The sequence below is a fragment of the Ectothiorhodospira sp. BSL-9 genome, from assembly GCF_001632845.1.
GTDB lineage: Bacteria > Pseudomonadota > Gammaproteobacteria > Ectothiorhodospirales > Ectothiorhodospiraceae > Ectothiorhodospira.
Genome location: NZ_CP011994.1, coordinates 2,730,578 through 2,749,871, shown reverse-complemented (window position 1 = coordinate 2,749,871; position 19,294 = coordinate 2,730,578). Strand labels below are relative to the sequence as shown.

Genomic DNA, 19,294 nt, shown 5'->3' with positions numbered 1-19,294 from the left:
CCGCGCTCAGCTCGGGATGGGCCCTTTATCCCACCTCACAGAGGCCGGGATGGAAAGCCTTGGATAGGGTGGGACGTAACAATATGTCTTTTTTAGCTTGGCGATAATAGTCCGCTCTTTCTTTGGCTACCTTTGCCTTTTCAATCTCGTTCTTCTTTATCAATTCTTCATGTGCTTTGTCGTACTGCTTAGCCTGCTCATCGCAAAACGCCTTAGCAGTTTCGACCTGCTCGGTAGGTAGTAAAAGTTTTTTTCCTCTGTATCGCGAAAGATCCGTTTTCCCACCACCCTCACCCTCGGCAATCCTCTTAATCAACGTCTTCTCATCGTTGACGAATTTCATTTGAGAACCGGAGCCATCAATGATGTTTCCTTTCTTATCAACCACCACATGGTCGACAACAGGATGATTAGTCCCCATTCTAGTATCGTCTGATCTTGCCACTCTATTGGGATCACCCTCCAAGATCCTTCTCGCATTTTCTTTCGAGGTGTATAGAACCTCTGCAGAGAAGCCAGCCTGTTGCTTGATATTATTATCCTTGAACTCAGGGTTAATCCGATAAGAGCTAATATCCTTGTGAGACTTATTGAACCTGAAACCATTCTGATTATCGATCCCTCGATAACCTTTAATGAACTCAGCACTCGCTTTACCATAAAGAAAGACGACTTCAGAAGACGCGGATGCAGTCGAGTGGTTCACGAAATCTTCGTATTTTTTTTGATCGCTACTGGCCATATCCCACCTCACCTTTGTTCTGCTCATAACTCACCCAAAAGGCTCAAGGCACTCATCATGCTGATCTAATTTCTTTACAAGAGCGTCACCAACATGTTGTCGTGATTCTAGTTTGCGCTCATGGAAATGCTCACCCACGCTACTGGCTACACCAGGGTGGGGTTGGGGCGATGTGGTATAAGAAGATTTTTTGCTTGGTGGGAAATAAGCGCTTTGCCGAACCTGTGCGGTCGCGACCAAGTTAGCTTGAGAATTAGCTATGGCTCGGCTTTGCCAAATGACAACATTCGGAAACCACCACAAGGGGCAGCGACCATATCTCAATTTAGCAGCAGCGCTTGTACCGCGGACACGGGAGGCGAAGTGGGCTGATTTGTAACGACACTTCGTGTGCATCCCTGCTCCCTGATCAAACTGCGAAACCGTGTGGTATTGCTTAAGATAAGTTATGCCATGGTCACCTTTTTTCCTCAAGCGCGTCAGCGCCCTTCCATGCGGTATTTAATACCAGTCGTCGTCTGATGCTACTTTGCAGAAACTCAAACATGGTGGTGAGTCGTGGTGAAATCTTTTTATTTAGCCCAAAAAACAAAGGGATAATGATTTGGAACACACCAACCTTTTGGATCAAATGGGGGTTCCTCCAACTCATCGTGCCAAATTGTTGTATCCATAGGTCTCTCTGCCGATACAAGAGGGTTCCTGCTAATACTGGGAAGGGATTTACGGCTTCCAGGCGAGGTTTGCTGCAAATTCAGGGAAGATCAAACTCGTCGGCCTTGCTCCCCCTCCTCAATCCTCGCTGACCGCCCCGCCAGCAACCTCAAAATCAGCAGCGCAAACGCCCTCCCCGCCTTTTCATCCTCCAGTACCGGCATGCTCAGCTCCTCGTGGTCGTTCAGGGCATCCAGCACCGCGTCAATGATCTTCTTCGGGAACAGGCCGTGCATCACCTTATCCTCGCTGTGGCTGCGTACCTGAGCCATCACCGACTCGTCACGCTCGATGCGGTCGGCAATGCCGTTGGCAAAATGCAGCTGGTCCTTGTCGCTCACCTCGGCGCCATAGAGGTCGTTGAGCCGTTCGATGATCTCCGCCAGGCGCTGCTTCTCCGGGTCGTGGGGTTTGCCTGAACCCACCTGCTGACCGGCTTGAGGCCATAGTCCCCATCCGAGTCTTCCAGGCGCAGGCTCTTCTCCTCGCGCTTGGTCAGACGGTAGCGGGTCAGTTCCAATTCGCTGACGTCGACGGGGTTCTAATCCAGCAGTCGGTCCAGGCGCAGCAGCGGGTGGGGGGGAGCCAGGAAGGGCGCAATGAGGCAGTGGAAAACCGTTCGTCCAGATGGATATGGTTTTCGTCGGGCACAGTCATAGAATATCTCGAAAAATTAGTCCGGTGAGTGCAATATCTAGGTTATTAACCCGGTGATCAATTAGCTATGCATGTGTTACGCTTTGAGCATGGAACGAGAAGACGCTCGCACACTGCATCCGGCCGCGCAGGAAGAGAAGCGCAAGACGGCTGTTTCTCTGTCGGAACGCGGATTCACACGCCAAGAGATTGGTGAAGAACTTGGCGTCCACCACCTTACAGTAGGTCGATGGTTGAAGAAATATCGTGAGGGTGGCTGGGACGCGTTGCTTGCCAGGCGACGTGGCCGACGCCTTGGCTCGGGAAGACAGCTGGATCCCGAAGATGAAGAATATCTGCAGCAGCAGCTGCGAGACCATACACCTGATCAGTTGAACCTGCAGTACGCCTTGTGGACCCGTGAGGCCGTTCGGCAACTGATCCGGGAAGAGACCGGGCAGACGGTGCCCATTCGCTCGATCACGGAATACCTCAAGCGCTGGGGGTTCACGGTGCAAAAGCCGAAAAAGCAGGCCTATGAACAGCAGGCGGCAGATGTTCAGCGCTGGCTGACGGTTGACTACCCCGCGATTCAGGCGCGTGCCAAGGAGGAGAAGGCGGAGATCCACTGGGGTGATGAGACGGGTTTGAGGTCGGATTGCCAGCACGTGCGTGGCTATGCGCCCAAGGGGCAGACTCCGGTGTTGCGGCAGAACGCCAAGCGCGCATCCATCAATCTGATTTCCACGATCACCAATCGTGGCAAGGTGCGTTTCCGAATTTATGAGGGCACTATGCATGCGGGTCTTCTGATTGACTTCATGAAGCGTCTGGTCAAGAGCTGTGACCAGAAGATTTTCCTGATTCTGGATAATCTCCGGGTACATCATGCGTATAAGGTCCGGGATTGGCTGAGTGACCACAAAGATGAAATCGAGGTCTTTTATTTGCCACCGTACTCGCATGATCTGAACCCTGATGAATACCTAAATTGCGATATCAAGGCTGGCGTTCATAGCGGTCCGCCTGCGCGCAACAAGGAACAACTGAAGCAGAAGGCAATGTCTCACATGCGCAAACTGCAGAAACTGCCCAGGCGGGTTGCCAGCTATTTCCAAGCCAAGGCAATTCAGTACGCAGCAGCGTAGCTATTTGATCGCCGGGTTAATAATATTTTGCGAAAACGCCAACTCAATCAGTTTGCATGTTAGCTTACGCCTTGACACTTGATTAACACTCCAAATTAAGAGCACAACCTAAATGAAGATTCAAATATCAGTTTTCGGTGTAGCTTTTGCTGTTGCTTCTGTTCTATTTGCAAAGTTTGTTACTGACACAGCAGCGCCATTTTTACAAAAAACACTCGATTTGACAGACAAGCAAGAGCAATGGATATTTTTACTTCTCATATGGGCCATTGGTTATTGGGGTTATGCACTTCAAAGCAAGATACGTTTACTTGCCTCACAAAGAAAGGAAGCGAAAGAATTGAGTATTAAGGGGTAGACATAGCAAAAGCTCTTCGCCTGGGATATCCCCACGAAATCATGCAGGAATCGCGGCGGCGAACACGGCCCGTATCCCCGACCGAATGCGTTGTAAGGTGTCATCGACGATCCTGGCTGATTCGCGCCGCAATACCCTCAAACCCAGGAGAAAATGGGATAACACCCGTCGCTTGGCCGTGTTCGGCTGGTAATGGCGGTGGCGTCCCTCATGCTCTGCTGCCAAGCCCACCAACCAGGCTGCATCGAGATTGCGTTTCGCTATCCGGAGGTGATTCGGGATGATCTCGAACTCAGGGGTTAATGGAGCCAGTCATTGATCATCCCGATCTGGACGCGGTTTGGGTGTGTTGCGACGAAGGTTGCGCTTCGCCTGCTGCTCTCTTGCCTGCTCAACCAGGTCCCGCGTTGCCTGGTAGGACCGCTGGCAGAATGCCCGGAAGGCTGCCTCCTGGGCCTCGGCGGGCCAGACACCGGTTTCGGCGGTGAGCTGCCCGCTTGCCAGCTCGTATTGGGCCAGGATGTCGATGTATTCCTTACGGTCGCGCACATCGATCACCACCGGCAGATGGCCGGAACGGAGCGCCGGGATGTTGCTCAACAGACGCGCCAGGCGCCCGTTGCCGTCCCAGAACGGATGTACGTGGACGAATCCCAGGTGCAACCGGGCATAGGCATCGACTGCGTCCGTCTCGCTCAGGGGTTCTTCAGCGAGCCGATTGAGCTCGGCCAGCCACCCGGCCATCAATGCGGGCACGTCTTCGGGCGAGGCGTACTCGATGAAGGCCTGGCGCCCCTCCTCGGTGACGGCATAGGTGCCGTTGGGCTCCACTTTCCAGGCCCCGCAGGGCTTGTAGATGTCCGCCACGAGTTCTGATTGCACCGCCCGGTGCAGGTCAAACAAGTGCGATTCGGTGACTTCCCCGCCCAGCGCCTTGTAGATCAGTTCGATGGCGCGGGCATGCCCCATCACCTCCTGATGATCCTTCAACGGCTTGCCGGAGACCGTCAGCCCCTCCTCGATGACGAACTTGGTCTCGCCCAGGGTGAGGCTGTTGCCCTCCAGGGCGGTGGAGGTATGGGTCCAGAGGTCGCGGATCTGGCTCAACAACGACTGTTGCAGATCGCGGTCGAGTCCAGCGAGGGCTTTGAGATTGGGTATCGTCATCGCTTTGTCGCGGTCGCAGCCTGCCGGTTATCCACCAGCGGCCATCACCAGTGCCACTCCGCCCTCCTCTTCAGGGCCACCACAAACGCTGTTGCGACCACTCCCTTTGGCCTGGTAAAGGCGTTCGTCGGCGATTCGGGTGAGCGTATCCAGGTCGCGCCCGTCCGTTCCGTATCCGGCGACACCGATGCTGACGGTGAGTCTCAGGACCTGCCCCCCGTAATGGATGGGCAATTGCTCCAGGTTTGCTCGCAGTTCCTCGGCGATGGCGACAGCTTGTTTGCTATCGGTGTTGTTGAGCAGCACCAGGAATTCCTCCCCCCAGAGCGCACGATGAGGTCGGTATCCCGCAGGCGCGCGCGAAGCATGTCGGCGAAGGCGATCAACACCCTGTCGCCGGCCTCGTGACCGTTGTTACGTCCCACCCTATCCAAGGCTTTCCATCCCGGCCTCTGTGAGGTGGGATAAAGGGCCCATCCCGAGCTGAGCGCGGAAGGTAACACCTCCGCGCGCAGCCTGGGACGGATGTGACTCAGAAGGGTGGCTCATCGCCCGGCAGCCGGCAAGCCCGGCGGGGGGTGGTGACGTCGTTGTCCGGTCTTTCCTCTTCCTGGCGCAGTTGCGCGAAGTACACCGACTCCAGGTGATCCACCAGGTTGAGCAGGACGGTGTGCAGGGCGCGCACCGTGTCGGGGTCCAGGTCCGGGGGCAGGACCGGCTTTTCGATGTTCTGGGTATTCATCGCAGGGCCTCGATGGCTTCCTGGAGCAGTTCGTCGGGGAGGTGATTCAGTCCCTTGGGCACGGCCAGTTTCATGGCGGTACACAGGATCTGGCTGGCGGTGCGGGGTCGGCCACGGCTGGCCATGAGCAGCAGGTGTAGGCCGGAGTCGGACATCAGTTGCTGCTGCACGCCGGCCTGCTTCAGTCCATGCCTGACCAGGGCGGTGAACTGCTCGGGGTCGTCGATGGGGGGCAGTTGGATATGGCACTGCAGACGGCTGGCCAGGGCCTCGTAGGGGGCACGCTGCAGGGTCTGGGCGAGGCTGGGGTGTCCCACCAGCCACAGGGTCATTAGGTCCTGGGAGTCGAAGGCGAAGTTGATGAAGGCCGGCAGATCGCGGAAGAACTCGTTGGGCAGGTTCTGGGCTTCGTCGATGATCCACAGGGGCAGCAGGTGTTTTTGCTCGGCCATCTCGCGCAGTCGGGCCTTGATTTCCCGCCACAGGGCGGCGCGTCGATGCGGGGGTTCCAGGCCAAGGGCAAGGGCCAGTGAGCGATACAGGTCCAGGCGCCCGAAGTCGGTTTCGGCCAGATAGATGACCTCGAAGCGATGCGGGTTGAGGGGTTGCGTCAGTTGGCGCAGGGCGGCGGTCTTGCCGACTCCCGGGGGGCCAGTGAGCAGTCCCACGCCGGGGTGTTCGAGCAACCAGTCGAAGCGTTGTTTGAGTAAGCGCAGCGGCTCGGTATCGAACAGCGCGCGGCTTTGCTTGCCCAGGGGGTCCTGGGTGAGACCGAAGTGTTCACGGTACATGGGGTTCATGCCTCCTCGTTCGCGTCGGTGTCGAGCACCCAGTCGACCTGCTGTTGCTGCAGGGCCAGCTCGATGGCATTGGGTCCGGTTTGGGCGGTGGGGGACGGATCGGGGATGACTGGCTGCTGACGTCGACGTTTGAGGTTGGCGCGGGCATCCAGGGGCGTGGCCTTGCCCACGGGCTGCTCCTGGGCATCGAGCACGGCCACCACCTGGCGTTGATGGGGATCCTCGACCAGGATGACGCTCTGACCGACGAGTTCGAAGGGCACCTCCAGGTACTGCCCGTGCAGGGAGACCGTGCCATCCTTGCGCACCTTGCGGGTGTGATAGTGATGGAACAGGGCGTCGAGTTCGGTGGCCAGGGGCCCCAGGGGGCGGATGTTGACCAGGTCCTGCTGATAGCGGGCCAGCGGGGTGAGGCCATTGAGGCCGGCATGGGGCGTCACATGGTAGTCCTGGTCCAGCCAGGCCCACAGACGCGCGTTGAGATCCTCCAGCCCCTGGATCCGCTGCAGATCCAGCTCGCCGAGGAAGTGATCCCGCACTCGGCGATGCCAGCGTTCGATCTTACCCTTCCCTTCAGGCTGGTAAGGCGCACAGTAGACCATATGGATCTTCAGCCGCGCGCAGATGGCCTGCAACTGGGTGCTACGGTATGCCGCCCCCTGGTCCAGCATCAGCCGTGACGGCAGGCCGCGCTTGAGCAGGGCCTGCTTGAGCACCCCCTGGATGGCCAGGGCCCCCTCGTCGGTACAGAAGGCGCTGTGGGTGATCAGTCGCGAGGCATCATCCATGAGCGAGACCAGATAGACCTTGCGCAGCCGCCCCTTCACCGGGATCTTGGGGCCATGCATGACGTCGCCCTGCCACAGATCCCCGGCATGATGGGCCTCGAAGCGTCGCCGTTCCCGGGGTTGACTGGGGGATCCCGCAGTGTGGGAGAGCCCATGGCGCCGCAGCAGACGGTGAACGCTGGAACGGGACAGCACTCCCCGGGCCACCCGACCCTCCTTTTCCAGCAACCGGATCAGGGCGTTGAGGGAACGTTGTGGGTTGTCCTGCTTGGCCTGCAGCAGGGCCTGTTGCAGCGCCGGGTCGATCTTTGAGGCGCCCTGATCCGAGCGGGAGCACGGCGCCAGGGCCTCGATATCACCGCGCTTGTAGGCGTAATACCAGCGCTCGATAGTCTTCTCCGCCAGACGCACCGGCCGCCCGGTGGTGGGATCCAGGTAATCCCGGGCGGCCAGGGCTTGCAGGTGCTGTTTGAGCTCACCCCGGTGCAGTGGCGGACAGGCTGCCAGCGTGCCGAGCACGCTCAGACGGAACAGGGCCATGGGATGGATGGGTTTGCTGATTTTCATGGGCAGGCCTCCTGGGGCCGGATAGGGAACGCCCAGCAAAACCCAGCGCCCCACCCCGTCCAAGGGGCAGACTGTGTGGAGTCATGGAAACACGACTGACCCCCTGTCCCGCCACGGGCATCCCCGTGCCTTCATGGGATGGCGATCCCGACATGCTGTACCAGGATCATCGCCGCTGACAGCGGCATGCAGGCCAGCACCGCCGGCCACAAGGTGGCCATGCCGGGATAACGCCCCCACCCAGGGTCGTGCTGACACAAGGCAAAGGCGTGCAGGTGAAACCGCTCCCGCCAACGGTGCATCCACCGCCCCAGGGTGTGCCTGCCCGGCATCCCCTCCCGGCTCAGGGCGCGGCAGGAACGCCCCGCCAGGAGTGCCAGCAATGCCCACTGCTGTACCGCCCACAGATACCAACGATGTGGGGGAATGCACTCGGGCAACCTCGAACAGGTGCGGCAACACCCCGGGCATCGAAATCGCGCAATGGCAATCGGATTCAGGGTGCCACCACGATCCCGGTCGGCCTTGCGGCCATAGCACCCGTGGCACCACAGCCCGGCGCGACCACAATGCGGGCACCGCTTGGGTCGATACCCCTCGGGATGAGTCAACAGGGCCGATAAGTGTTGCTCAAGGGACGCAATCCCTGGCAGGATCAAAGCCATGGCCGGTGCCTTTTGGTGTTGTGATTTGGTCGAAGATTTCACACTACCAGAGGTGCACCGGCCTTTTCTTTGACCCGGATGTCCCGGATTGAAGGCGGGGATGTGCTTTAACAGGCCCTCAAGGAACCTGGGATGGCGAGGGGGTGGTAAGCGGGATCAGTGCGGGACGTAACACCGTGCTCGTCGTTGATCTGCTTGAAGCGGTCCAGGTCCAGTACGAGCAGCGACAGCGCGGTTCCATTGCGCTGCGCTTGCGCCCGTTCCCGCTGGAAGACATCGTTAAGACGCATGCGATTGGCCAATCCGGTCAGCGGGTCCGTCGTCGCCAGGCGCATCAGTTCCCGTTCGGACCGCTCGCGATTGCGTTCGTAGAAATGTGACAGGCCCAGGGTGGTCAATGCGGCGAAAACGGCAACGGCCACCTGGATCCAGGCCACCAGAATCATGCCATCGGGGAAGTTGAGGGCCGCGAATACGAGGGCGCTGATCACGGTGACCAGCAGCATGGCCTGCAGCACCCCCCGGCGATGGTCTTGATTCGCTTGAAAAGGATGCATGCACGGGGCCCTATCCAATTGGGTCGTCTCCCAGGTGAGAGAATCCGGAATGCAAGATGGGTATCCACCCGATCGGGAGAGTTGGGAGTATGATGCCCTGACTGGGGCGATTTTTCGAGGATCCCATCATGCAGATGGCCCCAGGAGCCGCACGTAACCCGCACCCATGAGCCCCGGAGCCAGACTTCATGTCCGCCAACGCTCGCCTGGATTCCCCCTCCTACCACGAAAACATCAACCCCATTCTGGACGTCCTGCGGGATGCCTTCGGGGGCTTGAGCGGCCATGCCCTGGAGGTGGGCAGTGGCACCGGTCAGCATGTGGTGGACTTTGCCCGCGCATTCCCCGACATCACCTGGTGGCCCACCGATGTGGATCCGCACCACCTGAGCAGTATCGAGGCCTGGCGGGAGAGTGCGTCCCTGCCCAATCTGAAGGCGCCGGTGCGACTGGATGCGGGTCAGGCGGATTGGGGGCTGGGGCAATCGGATCGCCCGCCCGCGGATGGCTTTGCCGCGATGGTTTGCATCAATGTAACGCACATCTCGGCTTGGGCCACCACGGACGGCCTGATGAAAGGTGCTGGCCAGTACCTCACACCCGGCGGTCTGCTCTACCTCTACGGCCCCTACTCCCGCGACGGGACGCACACCGCGCCCAGCAATCAGCAGTTTGACCAGTACCTTCGGGCCCAGAACCCGGACTGGGGTGTGCGGGACATCGCCGATATCGAAACTTTGGGTCGGGAACACGGACTGTCCCTGCAATCCGTGATCGACATGCCGGTGAATAATTTCTCCATCATTCTGGAGCGAATGCCTGCCGACAGGGCGTGACCCGACCGGCCCCCTTACGGGGCGGTCGGCACGTCCACGCGCAGCACGCGTCCATCCGCCTTGTCGGTGAGCAGATACAGGGCACCATCGGGCCCCGTGCGCACGTCGCGAATGCGTTCATCCACTTCGTCGAAAAGGATTTCTTCGTCCACCACCCGTGTCCCGTCCAGGGTGAGGCGGCGCACATGGCGCTGGACCAGGGAGGTGATGAACAGGCTGCCCTGCCACTCGGGGAAGAGATCGCCGCGATACAGGGTCATGCCCGCCGGGGCGATCGCCGGCGTCCAGTGATGGATGGGGTCTTCCGTGCCCGGCAACGAGGTGTGAGGGGTGATGATGGCGCCGGAGTAATCAACCCCGTGGGTGGCGACGGGCCAGCCGTAGTTGGCGCCCGGCTGGATGATATTGAGTTCATCGCCGCCACGTGGGCCATGCTCGTGCGACCAGAGAATGCCGGTCTGTGCATCCCATACCAGGCCCTGCACATTGCGGTGGCCGTAGCTGTAGATCTCCGGCAGCGCATCATCGCGACCTACGAAGGGGTTATCGTCGGGGGCACGGCCGTCTTCCGGGTTCAGTCTCACGATGGTACCGGTGTGACTGTCCAGTCGCTGGGCGTCTTCGCGATGATCGAAGCCATCCCCCAGCCCGAGCAACAGGGTGCCATCGTCCAGGAAGGTCATGCGCCCTCCGTAGTGCACCGGCCGGGTTCGCCGTGGCGTCGCCTCGAACAGAACCTCCACCTCCGTGAGGGTGTTGCCTTCCAGCCGCCCCCGGATCAGCCGCGTGGTGTTGGCGCGCGGCTCGCCCACGGCCTGGGTGAGAAACAGGTAGGGGTGACGCTCGAAGTCCGGATGGGGCAGTACCTCCAGCAACCCGCCCTGGCTGCGAACGAAGGATGACGGCACGCCCTCCACAGGCGCCTCCTGAAGTTCCCCGTTCTCGATCACCCGCAGGCGCCCTGCCCGCTCGGTGACCAGCATGCGCCCATCCGGCAAAAAGGCCAGGGACCAGGGATGCTCCAGCCCCGAGGCGATCGTATCGAGTCGGTAATCCGCCGCCTTGAGTGGAGTGGCCAGCAGCATCAGGACCAGGGGTAATGCCTTCATCAGTCGCAGGGTCATGGCGGCAACGTGATTTCGGTGGGCTTAGCTGCAAGAATACCCATGCAGGGCCTTGAGGGCCATCACGGCAGCAGCATCGAGGAGGCAGGTGTCATGCAGCGACTCAAGACGGCTTTGGCCTGGTTTGCGGGTCTTGTCCTGGCCACGTTACTGGGCAGCATCATCCAGACCCAATTCAACCTGGCCATGGTCCAGGCCCTGGGGGCGCCCATGAACATGACGTTGCGACTGCAGAGCACCGCCCATGATCTGTTGAACTTTGCCCCCACCTACGGCGTGCTGGTGGCAGCCGCCTTCTTGATCGCCCTGCCCGTGAGTGGACTGATTGCACGTTGGTGGCCAGAGGCCCGTATCGCGCTCCACACCCTGGCCGGCGCCGCCGGCATCTCGGTCGCCCTGGTGGTGATGAACCAGTTGCTGCCGGCCACCCTGATCGGTGCATCAAGGTTCTCCACCGGCATCCTGGCGCTGGCACTGGCGGGTGCGCTGGGTGGGCTGCTGTTCGCCTGGTTGAGCCCACGCCCCGACTGGAGGGGATAAAGCCACTGCCCGCGATGGCGAATGCCCGGGCGATGCCCACGCGCTGTCTTATGCCTCCGGACAGCTCCGCCGGCTTCTTGTACTCGGAGCCGCCCAACCCCACCATGTCCAGATATTTCAGGCTGTGCTCCTGCACCTTGGTGCGCGACCAGTCCGGCCAGCGGGAACGAACCGCGAAGGCCACGTTGGACAGGGCCGAGAGCCAGGGCAGCAGGCTGTGATTCTGGAAGATCACGCCCCTGTCCAGGCTCGGTCCAGAAACCTCCTTGCCATCCATGGCCAGGGCACCCTCGCTGGCCTCGTCTTCACGGATGAAGACCCTGGGGATTTGCAAACCACGGAGTACGGGTTGCGAGCATCCCGGGCAGCGGTGATGACATGGTCAGGAAGACGCACGGCTGACTTGCCAAGCCCTGATCGCCAGTCGATAACTCATCAGCACACGATCTCCATGGGTAGCCCGGTGGCGTCCTTCTCCGGCACCTTGGGCAGTCGAATGGCACGCCCTTGAGCGATCCGGGCTGCGGTCCAGAACACGGCGAAGGCATCCAGCAGATCGTCCGGTGCGTAGCGTTCATGGACCAGATCACGGCAGGCTGCCTCGTGTGCTCCCGGGAAAGTCGCCTCCAACAGGCTATGTCGCTCCCGGCGACCCTCGGGTGTCTTCTTGTTGTGCGTCATGGCCTGGCCCTGATTCCATGCCTGAAAGCTCAGTTCAGGATGCACCTCCCGTACCCAGGCCTGACGGTCACCGCACTCCTGCAGGAAGTTGTCCATGGCCCGGATCATGGGAATGATGTTCCAGGTTTGCCGGGACAGGGCCCGCCCCGCCTGCTGGCGACCGAGCAGGCAGGCCTGCTCGTAGGATGGGGCCTGCAGCATCACCCGCAAGGGTGCCGGGAATACGCTGCTGCCGCGTGGGCGACCCAGGCGCTGACGGGCCTCCACATCGGCACGGCGAGGCGCCATGTCTGCCAATCCAATGGGAATGTCCGCACCCACCACCTGGGGACGGGGATCCAGGTGCAGGAGATCGCGTGGGTTCTCCAGGATCAAGGCACGGATCGTCTCGGGGCAGTGAGGATCACCCATCACGCACAACCATCGCCCCCGGCAACCATCCAGGCCGGCCACAGGCCCGTGACCTGAACATGCCAGCGGCTCGATACGAGCACTCACACCCCTGGGTATCTCCATGCCTGCCAGTATAAGAAACTCAGGCGCCAGGGTCGCGCCCGGGTGGGAGACAGGTTGCGGTGGTGGACCGCGGTCGCCCCTTGGACGACGTGCAGATGACTTGCCAGCCCCTGTATCGCCATTGATGCTTGAGGTTCGCCCGCCACATGGACCCACTCGATGCTACTGCGCCTGATTGCGATCCTTCTGCTGTCCCTCGCGGCCGGCTATGCCGCCCATTCCGGCCTGACGAGCATGGGGCACATGCGGGCGGTGGAGCGACTGCCCGAGATCAAGGTGGCCGAAATCATTCCCGGCGTGGTGCAACTGTCGGGTAAGGCTACCAGTGATGGTCCCATGGTCACTGCACCCAGTTCCCGACGGCAGACGCTGTATTTTCGACATGTCGAGGAGCGCAAGGTACGTGACTCGGAAGGGGGTTACTATTGGCGAACGGTCAGCGACACTCGCGACGCCACCAGTTTCCTGCGGCTCGAGGACGAAACAGGCAGCGTGAGGATATACAGCGATAGAGGCCGCCAAGGCTTCTCGGCGCCCAGAAAATACCAGCAGACCCGGGGGGATCGGCGTTTCACCGAGTACCGGATCGACCCGGGGGATACGATCACGGTGCTGGGCCTGGCCACTCCCGTGGCCCACACTCTGGGGGTCCAGCTACGTGGACTACCGGAGCATTACGTGGCCCGGGTATCCGCTTTCGGGGAATCGCATCAGCGTCAGTCCCTTGCCCGCACCACGCTCACATCCATCTGGTTCTCACTGGCCGCTGTGGCCCTGATCGTGCTCACCCTGTGCTGGTCCCTGCGCATCCACAAGGTGGCTGCCTTCCTCAGTTTACTGATGATTTCCACATTGGTCTTGCTGATGCTGTGGAGCCTGGCTGCGGCCAGGATCGATCTGCAGGTGGCCATGGAGCAGCAAGAGGCCGCCTCCTCGGCCGCCAGAGAGACCATTCAGGGAACACTGAGCCAGCATGGCCTGCACTGGGACGGGCATTGGGACGGTCTGGCCACATGGAGCGGCGCGTTGCACACCCATCTACCCGAGGAACAAGCCCGACTGGTTGAACGCCTGCATATCAATGTTGCGCGAACCACCGAGCGCGTGCGTGGCACATGGGAGCACTGGCCTGAGCGCCTGGTGGCAAGCCTGAGCGGGTGGGAACGGCCGAATCCCATTCCCCTGGGCAGTGAGGCCATACAGGCCATGGAAGTCAGGGAGGCAAACTTTGAACCCACCCGCCTGGAAGGTGGAGTCCCGATGTTGATCCTCGTTCTCGGGGCCCTGGGTGCCATCTTCTTGCTGCCCATCGGGTTATCGATGATTCATCTCAAACGCACCATTGAAAACATACCCACCAGCCCCAGTGCCGGTGCCACCTACGGACTTACGGAACTCAAGGGTGAAATACTCCCCGCGCCTCAGCACGAAGCACTCACCTCACCTATCGAAAAGACACGATGTGTCTATTATCACTACAAACTGGAGGAAAATCGCGGCACAAAGAAGGACAGCTGGGTCACGATCAGTGAGGAAAAGGTGGGTAAACGCTTCATCTGTCGTGATCGTGAGGGTGACTTCCCCATTGATCCCGAAGGCGCTCAGGTCATCACAACCCGCAAACACACCCAGCGCCAAAGGGATCGGGCACCCGGCGGCGCGATCGTCAGTAGTGGTCGCTACCGGCATACGGAGGAGCGCCTGGACGTGGGCGACACCCTCTATGCCCTGGGACGGGCACAGATTGACCCCGAAACCCAGCAGTCGCTGTACATGGCGACCTCTGAACCGCCTTACCTCCTCAGCAATCTCAGCGAGGCTCAGCTGATGCTCCGCAAGGCCCGGGGCGGCTTTACTTCCCTGACCCTGGGCTTCATTGCAGCCCTGGCGGCACTGCTGACCCTGATTGGACTGATGGGGGCATTCAATGGGGCTGCTCTGCTCATTGCGGCGATGATCACCCCCATTTACATGCTGATTGCCGTGGTGGTGCTGATGTACAACGACCTGGTGTTCCTGAGAAATCGCGTGGACACCACCTGGTCGAATATTGGCGTGTCCCTGCAAAAACGGGCCACCCTGATCCCGGCCATCCAGGAGGTCGTCAAGACCTCCATGGCCCACGAGCGGGAACTGCAGGAGAGATTGGCCCAGCTGCGCACCCAGGCCAGCAACGAGTCAGTGGATATTCCCAGGGCAGAGCAGCTGCTGGGCGTTGAGCAGCAGCTGCTGCAACAGCTGCGCCTGTTGCGCGAGTCCTATCCTGATCTCACCACATCTCAGGCGATGATCGGGTTCCATGACACTCTGGTGGCACTGGAAAACGAGGTAGCCTTCATGCGGGACGGATTCAACCATGCCGTGGAGCGATACAACACACGCCTGGGGCATGTTCCGGAGGTCTTTCTGGCTACCCTGCTCCGATTCCGCCGGCGTGATTTTTTCCGAGCGGAGGTGTCGGTTGCCACGCCGCCCGATGTATCCGCCATGGTGCCATCAACCAAATGACACCTTGGGCGCCTGACGCATGGAGACGTTTTCGATCTGCAGCAGCTGCGCGGCCTCAAACCCCATCGGCCCCGCGACAAGACGATTCGGGAAGATCTCCCGGGCATTGTTGTAGTTGAGCACAGAGTCGTTAAAGGCCTGACGGGCCAGTGCGACGCGATCCTCCGTGGCCGCCAGCTCTGCCGAAAGCTGCTGCATGTTCTCGCTGGCCTGCAGGTCCGGATAGGCCTCGGAGAGCGCAAACAGGCGACCCATCAGACCCGCCAGGGCACCCTCGGCACCGGCCAGTTGCTGGATGGCCAAGGCGTTGGTAGGGTCGGCCGCCGCCTGTTTCAGGCCCGCGGCGGCCTGGTTGCGGGCCTGGATCACTGCTTCCAGGGTTTCCCGTTCGTGCCGCAGATAGCCCTTGGCTGTTTCCACCAGGTTGGGGATCAAATCATGGCGACGCGTCAACTGCACGTCGATTTGCGCGAATCCGTTGGCCACCTGATTACGCAGGGTGACCAAGCGGTTGAAGATGGAAATCGTCCAGCCAATGATGGCCACGACGCCCAGTAAAAGCACCCCCAGCAATATCAGTTCAACCATGAAGCTCTGCCCCTATTCGTCATTAGGGGAATTGCCCCAAGGCCGTTCCCCGATCGATCTCCCACGTCACATGGTTGTGCCCCATGCATCCTTGGGTGACCTGCCATCGAAAATGCTCCCACATCAGCTGCCCGACTGTAAGTCGACCATGTGTAGACCGGGTCAGGGCACTGGTTCAATCAGGTCCATCCCTTCATGTGAGGCATGATTCACGCGCTGGCTGACGGGATGACAGGTAAGACGTTCCGGGGCCAGGCGACGCATCAAATGGCGGATGGGCTGGCGCTCGGTGATGGCAGGATCCAGCCAGAGCGATACGGCTGCAGGCCGTATGCAGGGCGTAACGTCCGCACATGGTTCAGCTCCAGCGGTGCATCAGGACTCGGCGTGCCGGGCGAATCGCCACAGCCAGAAGGATCACCAGCGCGGTGATTTCCAGCCACATGGGCGTCAGCTCACGGGCTGCCCCCAGTTGTTGTGTGAGATCCAGGCCACTGGCCTGCACGATCAGGTCCACTATCAGCCCCAGGGCAATCGTGGTGGTCACGATGCCGGTCATGTAAAGCGCCAGGGCCTGATTGCCCATTTCCCGGCGCAAAACCCCCAACGTGGCCATGCTGGTGATGGGCCCGGCCAGCAGGAAGACCAGCGCCGTGCCAGGGGAAACACCGGCCACGAGCATTCCCGCCGCCACCGGGGTGGCTGCGGTGGCGCAAATATAGAGAGGCACCCCGATGAGGGCCATCACCAGCATGGCCAGCGGCCCACTACCCCATTGCGACAGGGACTCCGGGGGCACCAGGGCCACCAGCGCACCGGCGAGGATCAGCCCCGCCAGTATCCAGGTGCTGATGTCATCCAGCAGATCGGAAAAGGCATAGCGCATGCCGGAGGCCAGGCGAACCCGCCACCCGGCCTCGCTTGCTCCTGCAGCCCGTGATTCAGGCTCTCCGTCGCAACCCGTGCTGCAACAACCGGAGGAACAGCTGTCACCTGCCCCATTGGTCTCAGGGGATTCGGCGCCTGGCGTCGCGGCCGGGCGACTCAGATTCACCAGCAATCCAGTGGTCACGGCCGTTGTGACCGCACCTGCGGCCCTTGCCACCATCATGAAGGGCCCGAGCAAGGCATAGCTGATCGCCAGTGAATCGACCCCGATCCCCGGCGTACCGATCATGAAGGCAGTGGAGGGTCCCCGCCCCGCCCCACCCCGGTACAAGGCAAGGCCGGTGGGAATCGCCCCACAGGAGCACAGGGGCAATGGCGCCCCGATAACGGCCGCCCGGGAAATCCCCTTCAGGCCCTCGCCGCCCACCCAGCTTTTCATCCGGGCCTCGGAGAGAAACCCCTTGATGATGCCCGCTGCCAGCAAACCCAGAAGCAGCCAGGGGGCGGCCGTCAGCGCAAGATCCAGAATAGCGTTGAGTATGGTCATGTCCGCCAGTATAGGCAGAAAGGTGGCAAATCTCTTTACCGGGCCACTTCGAGCACCAGGCTCACCCGGCGGTTCTGGGCACGGTTTTCCGGTGTGTCATTGGGCGCCCGGGGACGGGTGTGGGCGTGACCGGCAATGCGCAGCTGCTCGGCCGGGACGCCCAGCTCGATAAGCTGCCGTGCCACCGTGGTGGCGCGCAAGGAGGACAGCTCCCAGTTGGAAGGAAACCGCTCCGTATTGATGGGGACATCATCCGTGTGACCCTCGACGATGATGCTCAGCTCCTCCCGGGCCAGGACCTGATAGACCTCCTCCAGAAGACCGATACCCGCCTCACTCAACTGGGCCGTACCGGAAGGAAACAGGATGTCGTTACCCACTTCCAGGCGCACCTGATGCTCCTCGATGAGCATCTCCAGTGGCTGTTCCGCTCCCTGGCCCGCCACCAGATCGGCCAGCGCCTCCAATGCCGGCGGAACCTCGGGGGACTCGGCAGGTTCCAGCAGGATGGGCGCCGGGACCGACTCGATGCGGGGAGCCGGTGCCTTGTCCGTCATGGACAACACCGGGATGGTCTGGGTCAACAGTTCCGGTGCGGGATAGGAGATCGGTGGTAACGGCGGGGCCGGGTCCATGGGCCATCCCGTGGGCGGATCGGAGGACGGCATGCCCGGCGTCGCCTCTGGCATCGCTGGCTCCAGCAAGGTTTGCAGGTTCACGGTTTGGGGTTCGCTGTCCGCCTTTGCGAACCGCCCCTGCAGTTCGTCGATCTGCAGATAGGCCGCAGCCAGCAAGGCCGCAAAAAGCGTCACGAGCAGCAACAGCACATCCAGGTAGCCCACGGTCCAGCCGCCGTCAGTCTGCACCGGTTCGTCGAACTCCACGCGTTCCCGACCCCGGTAAGACCCTGTGTGGGAGCTTTCCCTGAGTGCCGCCGGCGTTCCCCAGGCAGAAGTGGTCATGCCCGCAATCTCTCCTGCGGCAAGGCCCGGACCGGTGCCCTTGCCCACTCGGCGGGCTCGTCCCGATCCCGTGGCACGGATTCAAGAAACTCGTTGATCATCACGGGATGTTGACGTTCATGCAGCATGAGCACCGCATCCAGCAGGAAATTCATGTGCAGCAGCTGGTGTCGGGAGCGGTCCTCCAGTTTGAGGGCTAGCGGCTTGAAGATCAGATTGGCCGCCAGCAGCCCGTAAAGCGTACTCATCAGCGCAAAACCCATGGCCAGCCCTACATATTCCAGGCCGGACGAGCCCAGGTTACCCAGCAGGGCCACCAGCCCGACCAGTGTGCCAAGCATGCCGAATGCGGGGGCAAACGTGGCCATGGTGCGCAGGATGCGGATATCCCGATGATCCGACTCTTTCTGACGCCGGATGCGCCATTGCAGCATGCGCACCAGTTCGTCTCCGCTATGACGGTCCAGGGCCAGGCGGGCACCGGCCTGGAGAAACGGGTCGCCGATGGTCTTGGCGGTGTCCTCCGCGATGCGCACATGACCACGGCGGCACAGGTCAGCCACCTTTAACAGGCGTTTGTGATCCTGGGTGGGCAGATGTACCACCGGAGGTTGTCGGAATAGTTCAGGCAAACGCTTCAGAAGATCCATGACGGGTTTCGGGGAATGCCCGATCACGGAAGCCAGCCAGGTACCCCCGACCACCAGCATGAGCCCCGGAAGGTTGGCCCATGCCAGGCCGACAGTGGAGGCCAACAGGGTGATCAGGGCGAGAACCCCCGCAGCACCCAAAACCCAGAGAATCTTCTTGCGCATCTGTGCACCGGTCGATGTTGTTTGCAACATTCAATGCACAGTGCATGCCATCTTGATCAGATCCCCATCAGGGGCAGATAACGGCCGTTCGTGACCGACCGGCAGACTCGTCGGCTGCACAAGGCGGCCAGATGTTGCCGGTTTACAGGCGCACAGGGGGCTCATCGGCACCGATGCCAGGAGGCAATTTTCAAGGGATGTCAGAGATTTGACGAGGGGAATACTGAAGGTGTCGGGGAAACACCGGGAAAATCTCGGGCAGTTCGGGAGTCAGACTGCGTGAAGGGGGTTGCAATACCTGATGGTTTTAGTCAAACTCCCACCTACGCCCTCATCTCGCCACATGAAGGGAATACAAGGAAAGGAACGGAAAGAAACGTGGAAAGGTGGAGGAGCCTGATATAC

At 60.8% G+C, this 19,294-nt stretch carries 20 protein-coding genes and 2 pseudogenes; 5 read left to right on the top strand and 17 right to left on the bottom strand.

Features of this window, described 5'->3' with window-relative positions; translation table 11 throughout:
- Window positions 1-25: 25 nt before the first annotated feature.
- Both ECTOBSL9_RS12800 and ECTOBSL9_RS12795 read right to left on the bottom strand, forming a co-directional pair.
- Complete coding sequence (locus tag ECTOBSL9_RS12800; protein WP_156500128.1) at window positions 26-742, bottom strand: hypothetical protein; 717 nt, start codon at window positions 740-742, stop codon at window positions 26-28.
- 764 nt (window positions 743-1,506) lie between these two features.
- Window positions 1,507-2,033 (bottom strand): annotated as a pseudogene (locus ECTOBSL9_RS12795) (type I restriction endonuclease subunit R); the annotation flags it as partial.
- A gap of 169 nt (window positions 2,034-2,202) precedes the next feature.
- On the opposite strand from ECTOBSL9_RS12795, the gene ECTOBSL9_RS12790 reads away from it, so the two are divergent.
- Together ECTOBSL9_RS12790 and ECTOBSL9_RS17030 are read left to right on the top strand one after the other, a co-directional pair.
- Window positions 2,203-3,240, top strand: coding sequence for an IS630 family transposase (locus ECTOBSL9_RS12790; protein ID WP_063465373.1), 1,038 nt, complete (start codon window positions 2,203-2,205; stop codon window positions 3,238-3,240).
- 112 nt (window positions 3,241-3,352) lie between these two features.
- Entirely contained in the window at window positions 3,353-3,598 is a 246-nt protein-coding gene (locus ECTOBSL9_RS17030) for a hypothetical protein (RefSeq protein WP_156500127.1), read from the top strand.
- 312 nt (window positions 3,599-3,910) lie between these two features.
- Here the strand turns inward: ECTOBSL9_RS17030 and ECTOBSL9_RS12785 are convergent, their stop codons facing one another.
- From ECTOBSL9_RS12785 to ECTOBSL9_RS12755, 8 genes are all read right to left on the bottom strand, one after another.
- A complete protein-coding gene (locus ECTOBSL9_RS12785) occupies window positions 3,911-4,765 on the bottom strand; it encodes a Fic family protein (RefSeq protein ID WP_063465372.1) in 855 nt (284 codons plus the stop codon).
- Between the two features lie 27 nt (window positions 4,766-4,792).
- Complete coding sequence (locus ECTOBSL9_RS12780) at window positions 4,793-5,071, bottom strand: GGDEF domain-containing protein (protein WP_063465371.1); 279 nt, start codon at window positions 5,069-5,071, stop codon at window positions 4,793-4,795.
- Entirely contained in the window at window positions 4,969-5,190 is a 222-nt protein-coding gene (locus ECTOBSL9_RS17870) for a diguanylate cyclase domain-containing protein (RefSeq protein ID WP_371258979.1), read from the bottom strand. Before ECTOBSL9_RS17870 ends, ECTOBSL9_RS12780 begins: the two co-directional genes overlap by 103 nt.
- 107 nt (window positions 5,191-5,297) lie before the next feature.
- Complete coding sequence (locus ECTOBSL9_RS12775; protein ID WP_063464411.1) at window positions 5,298-5,507, bottom strand: hypothetical protein; 210 nt, start codon at window positions 5,505-5,507, stop codon at window positions 5,298-5,300.
- A complete protein-coding gene (locus ECTOBSL9_RS12770; protein WP_063464410.1) occupies window positions 5,504-6,298 on the bottom strand; it encodes an ExeA family protein in 795 nt (264 codons plus the stop codon). Before ECTOBSL9_RS12770 ends, ECTOBSL9_RS12775 begins: the two co-directional genes overlap by 4 nt.
- A gap of 5 nt (window positions 6,299-6,303) precedes the next feature.
- Window positions 6,304-7,662 carry a DDE-type integrase/transposase/recombinase gene (locus ECTOBSL9_RS12765; RefSeq protein ID WP_063464409.1) on the bottom strand — a complete coding sequence of 453 codons (1,359 nt, stop codon included), beginning with the start codon at window positions 7,660-7,662 and terminating at the stop codon, window positions 6,304-6,306.
- Window positions 7,663-7,793: 131 nt separating this feature from the next.
- Entirely contained in the window at window positions 7,794-8,327 is a 534-nt protein-coding gene (locus ECTOBSL9_RS17600) for a DUF6431 domain-containing protein (RefSeq protein WP_240480982.1), read from the bottom strand.
- Window positions 8,328-8,434: 107 nt separating this feature from the next.
- Window positions 8,435-8,884 carry a diguanylate cyclase gene (locus ECTOBSL9_RS12755; RefSeq protein WP_082829927.1) on the bottom strand — a complete coding sequence of 150 codons (450 nt, stop codon included), beginning with the start codon at window positions 8,882-8,884 and terminating at the stop codon, window positions 8,435-8,437.
- Window positions 8,885-9,072: 188 nt separating this feature from the next.
- Between ECTOBSL9_RS12755 and ECTOBSL9_RS12750 the strand changes: the two genes are divergently transcribed.
- Window positions 9,073-9,720, top strand: coding sequence for a DUF938 domain-containing protein (locus ECTOBSL9_RS12750; RefSeq protein WP_063465369.1), 648 nt, complete (start codon window positions 9,073-9,075; stop codon window positions 9,718-9,720).
- Window positions 9,721-9,734: 14 nt separating this feature from the next.
- Here the strand turns inward: ECTOBSL9_RS12750 and ECTOBSL9_RS12745 are convergent, their stop codons facing one another.
- Window positions 9,735-10,844: a PQQ-dependent sugar dehydrogenase gene (locus ECTOBSL9_RS12745; protein WP_063465368.1), complete on the bottom strand. Its 1,110-nt coding sequence runs from the start codon at window positions 10,842-10,844 to the stop codon at window positions 9,735-9,737.
- 93 nt (window positions 10,845-10,937) lie between these two features.
- Between ECTOBSL9_RS12745 and ECTOBSL9_RS12740 the strand changes: the two genes are divergently transcribed.
- Window positions 10,938-11,384, top strand: a complete 447-nt coding sequence (locus ECTOBSL9_RS12740) for a hypothetical protein (protein ID WP_063466194.1) — start codon at window positions 10,938-10,940, stop codon at window positions 11,382-11,384.
- Window positions 11,385-11,397: 13 nt separating this feature from the next.
- On the opposite strand, the pseudogene ECTOBSL9_RS16665 reads toward ECTOBSL9_RS12740, so the two are convergent.
- Window positions 11,398-11,730: pseudogene (locus tag ECTOBSL9_RS16665) on the bottom strand (ATP-binding cassette domain-containing protein); the annotation flags it as partial.
- A gap of 89 nt (window positions 11,731-11,819) precedes the next feature.
- Window positions 11,820-12,476: a DUF429 domain-containing protein gene (locus ECTOBSL9_RS12730; protein ID WP_168161565.1), complete on the bottom strand. Its 657-nt coding sequence runs from the start codon at window positions 12,474-12,476 to the stop codon at window positions 11,820-11,822.
- 264 nt (window positions 12,477-12,740) lie between these two features.
- On the opposite strand from ECTOBSL9_RS12730, the gene ECTOBSL9_RS12725 reads away from it, so the two are divergent.
- Complete coding sequence (locus ECTOBSL9_RS12725) at window positions 12,741-15,089, top strand: LemA family protein (RefSeq protein ID WP_063465366.1); 2,349 nt, start codon at window positions 12,741-12,743, stop codon at window positions 15,087-15,089.
- Here the strand turns inward: ECTOBSL9_RS12725 and ECTOBSL9_RS12720 are convergent.
- From ECTOBSL9_RS12720 to ECTOBSL9_RS12705, 4 genes are all read right to left on the bottom strand, one after another.
- Window positions 15,078-15,677 carry a LemA family protein gene (locus ECTOBSL9_RS12720; RefSeq protein WP_063465365.1) on the bottom strand — a complete coding sequence of 200 codons (600 nt, stop codon included), beginning with the start codon at window positions 15,675-15,677 and terminating at the stop codon, window positions 15,078-15,080. The two genes, ECTOBSL9_RS12725 and ECTOBSL9_RS12720, sit on opposite strands and share 12 nt — an antisense overlap.
- A 358-nt stretch (window positions 15,678-16,035) precedes the next feature.
- Window positions 16,036-17,112 carry an SO_0444 family Cu/Zn efflux transporter gene (locus ECTOBSL9_RS12715; protein ID WP_063465364.1) on the bottom strand — a complete coding sequence of 359 codons (1,077 nt, stop codon included), beginning with the start codon at window positions 17,110-17,112 and terminating at the stop codon, window positions 16,036-16,038.
- A 35-nt stretch (window positions 17,113-17,147) separates the two neighbouring features.
- Window positions 17,148-18,074, bottom strand: coding sequence for an OmpA family protein (locus tag ECTOBSL9_RS17750; protein WP_063465363.1), 927 nt, complete (start codon window positions 18,072-18,074; stop codon window positions 17,148-17,150).
- Window positions 18,071-18,889: a motility protein A gene (locus tag ECTOBSL9_RS12705; RefSeq protein ID WP_063465362.1), complete on the bottom strand. Its 819-nt coding sequence runs from the start codon at window positions 18,887-18,889 to the stop codon at window positions 18,071-18,073. The genes ECTOBSL9_RS17750 and ECTOBSL9_RS12705 overlap by 4 nt, the downstream gene beginning before the upstream one ends.
- Window positions 18,890-19,294 lie beyond the last annotated feature (405 nt).

Excerpts from the sequence above, each read along its gene's own strand:
- ECTOBSL9_RS12800 (WP_156500128.1), bottom strand. The coding sequence starts at position 742 with ATGGCCAGTAGCGATCAAAAAAAATACGAAGATTTCGTGAACCACTCG.
- ECTOBSL9_RS12790 (WP_063465373.1), top strand. The coding sequence starts at position 2,203 with ATGGAACGAGAAGACGCTCGCACACTGCATCCGGCCGCGCAGGAAGAG.
- ECTOBSL9_RS17030 (WP_156500127.1), top strand. The coding sequence starts at position 3,353 with ATGAAGATTCAAATATCAGTTTTCGGTGTAGCTTTTGCTGTTGCTTCT.
- ECTOBSL9_RS12785 (WP_063465372.1), bottom strand. The coding sequence starts at position 4,765 with ATGACGATACCCAATCTCAAAGCCCTCGCTGGACTCGACCGCGATCTG.
- ECTOBSL9_RS12775 (WP_063464411.1), bottom strand. The coding sequence starts at position 5,507 with ATGAATACCCAGAACATCGAAAAGCCGGTCCTGCCCCCGGACCTGGAC.
- ECTOBSL9_RS12770 (WP_063464410.1), bottom strand. The coding sequence starts at position 6,298 with ATGTACCGTGAACACTTCGGTCTCACCCAGGACCCCCTGGGCAAGCAA.
- ECTOBSL9_RS12765 (WP_063464409.1), bottom strand. The coding sequence starts at position 7,662 with ATGAAAATCAGCAAACCCATCCATCCCATGGCCCTGTTCCGTCTGAGC.
- ECTOBSL9_RS17600 (WP_240480982.1), bottom strand. The coding sequence starts at position 8,327 with ATGGCTTTGATCCTGCCAGGGATTGCGTCCCTTGAGCAACACTTATCG.
- ECTOBSL9_RS12755 (WP_082829927.1), bottom strand. The coding sequence starts at position 8,884 with ATGCATCCTTTTCAAGCGAATCAAGACCATCGCCGGGGGGTGCTGCAG.
- ECTOBSL9_RS12750 (WP_063465369.1), top strand. The coding sequence starts at position 9,073 with ATGTCCGCCAACGCTCGCCTGGATTCCCCCTCCTACCACGAAAACATC.
- ECTOBSL9_RS12745 (WP_063465368.1), bottom strand. The coding sequence starts at position 10,844 with ATGACCCTGCGACTGATGAAGGCATTACCCCTGGTCCTGATGCTGCTG.
- ECTOBSL9_RS12740 (WP_063466194.1), top strand. The coding sequence starts at position 10,938 with ATGCAGCGACTCAAGACGGCTTTGGCCTGGTTTGCGGGTCTTGTCCTG.
- ECTOBSL9_RS12730 (WP_168161565.1), bottom strand. The coding sequence starts at position 12,476 with ATGGGTGATCCTCACTGCCCCGAGACGATCCGTGCCTTGATCCTGGAG.
- ECTOBSL9_RS12725 (WP_063465366.1), top strand. The coding sequence starts at position 12,741 with ATGCTACTGCGCCTGATTGCGATCCTTCTGCTGTCCCTCGCGGCCGGC.
- ECTOBSL9_RS12720 (WP_063465365.1), bottom strand. The coding sequence starts at position 15,677 with ATGGTTGAACTGATATTGCTGGGGGTGCTTTTACTGGGCGTCGTGGCC.
- ECTOBSL9_RS12715 (WP_063465364.1), bottom strand. The coding sequence starts at position 17,112 with ATGACCATACTCAACGCTATTCTGGATCTTGCGCTGACGGCCGCCCCC.
- ECTOBSL9_RS17750 (WP_063465363.1), bottom strand. The coding sequence starts at position 18,074 with ATGACCACTTCTGCCTGGGGAACGCCGGCGGCACTCAGGGAAAGCTCC.
- ECTOBSL9_RS12705 (WP_063465362.1), bottom strand. The coding sequence starts at position 18,889 with ATGCGCAAGAAGATTCTCTGGGTTTTGGGTGCTGCGGGGGTTCTCGCC.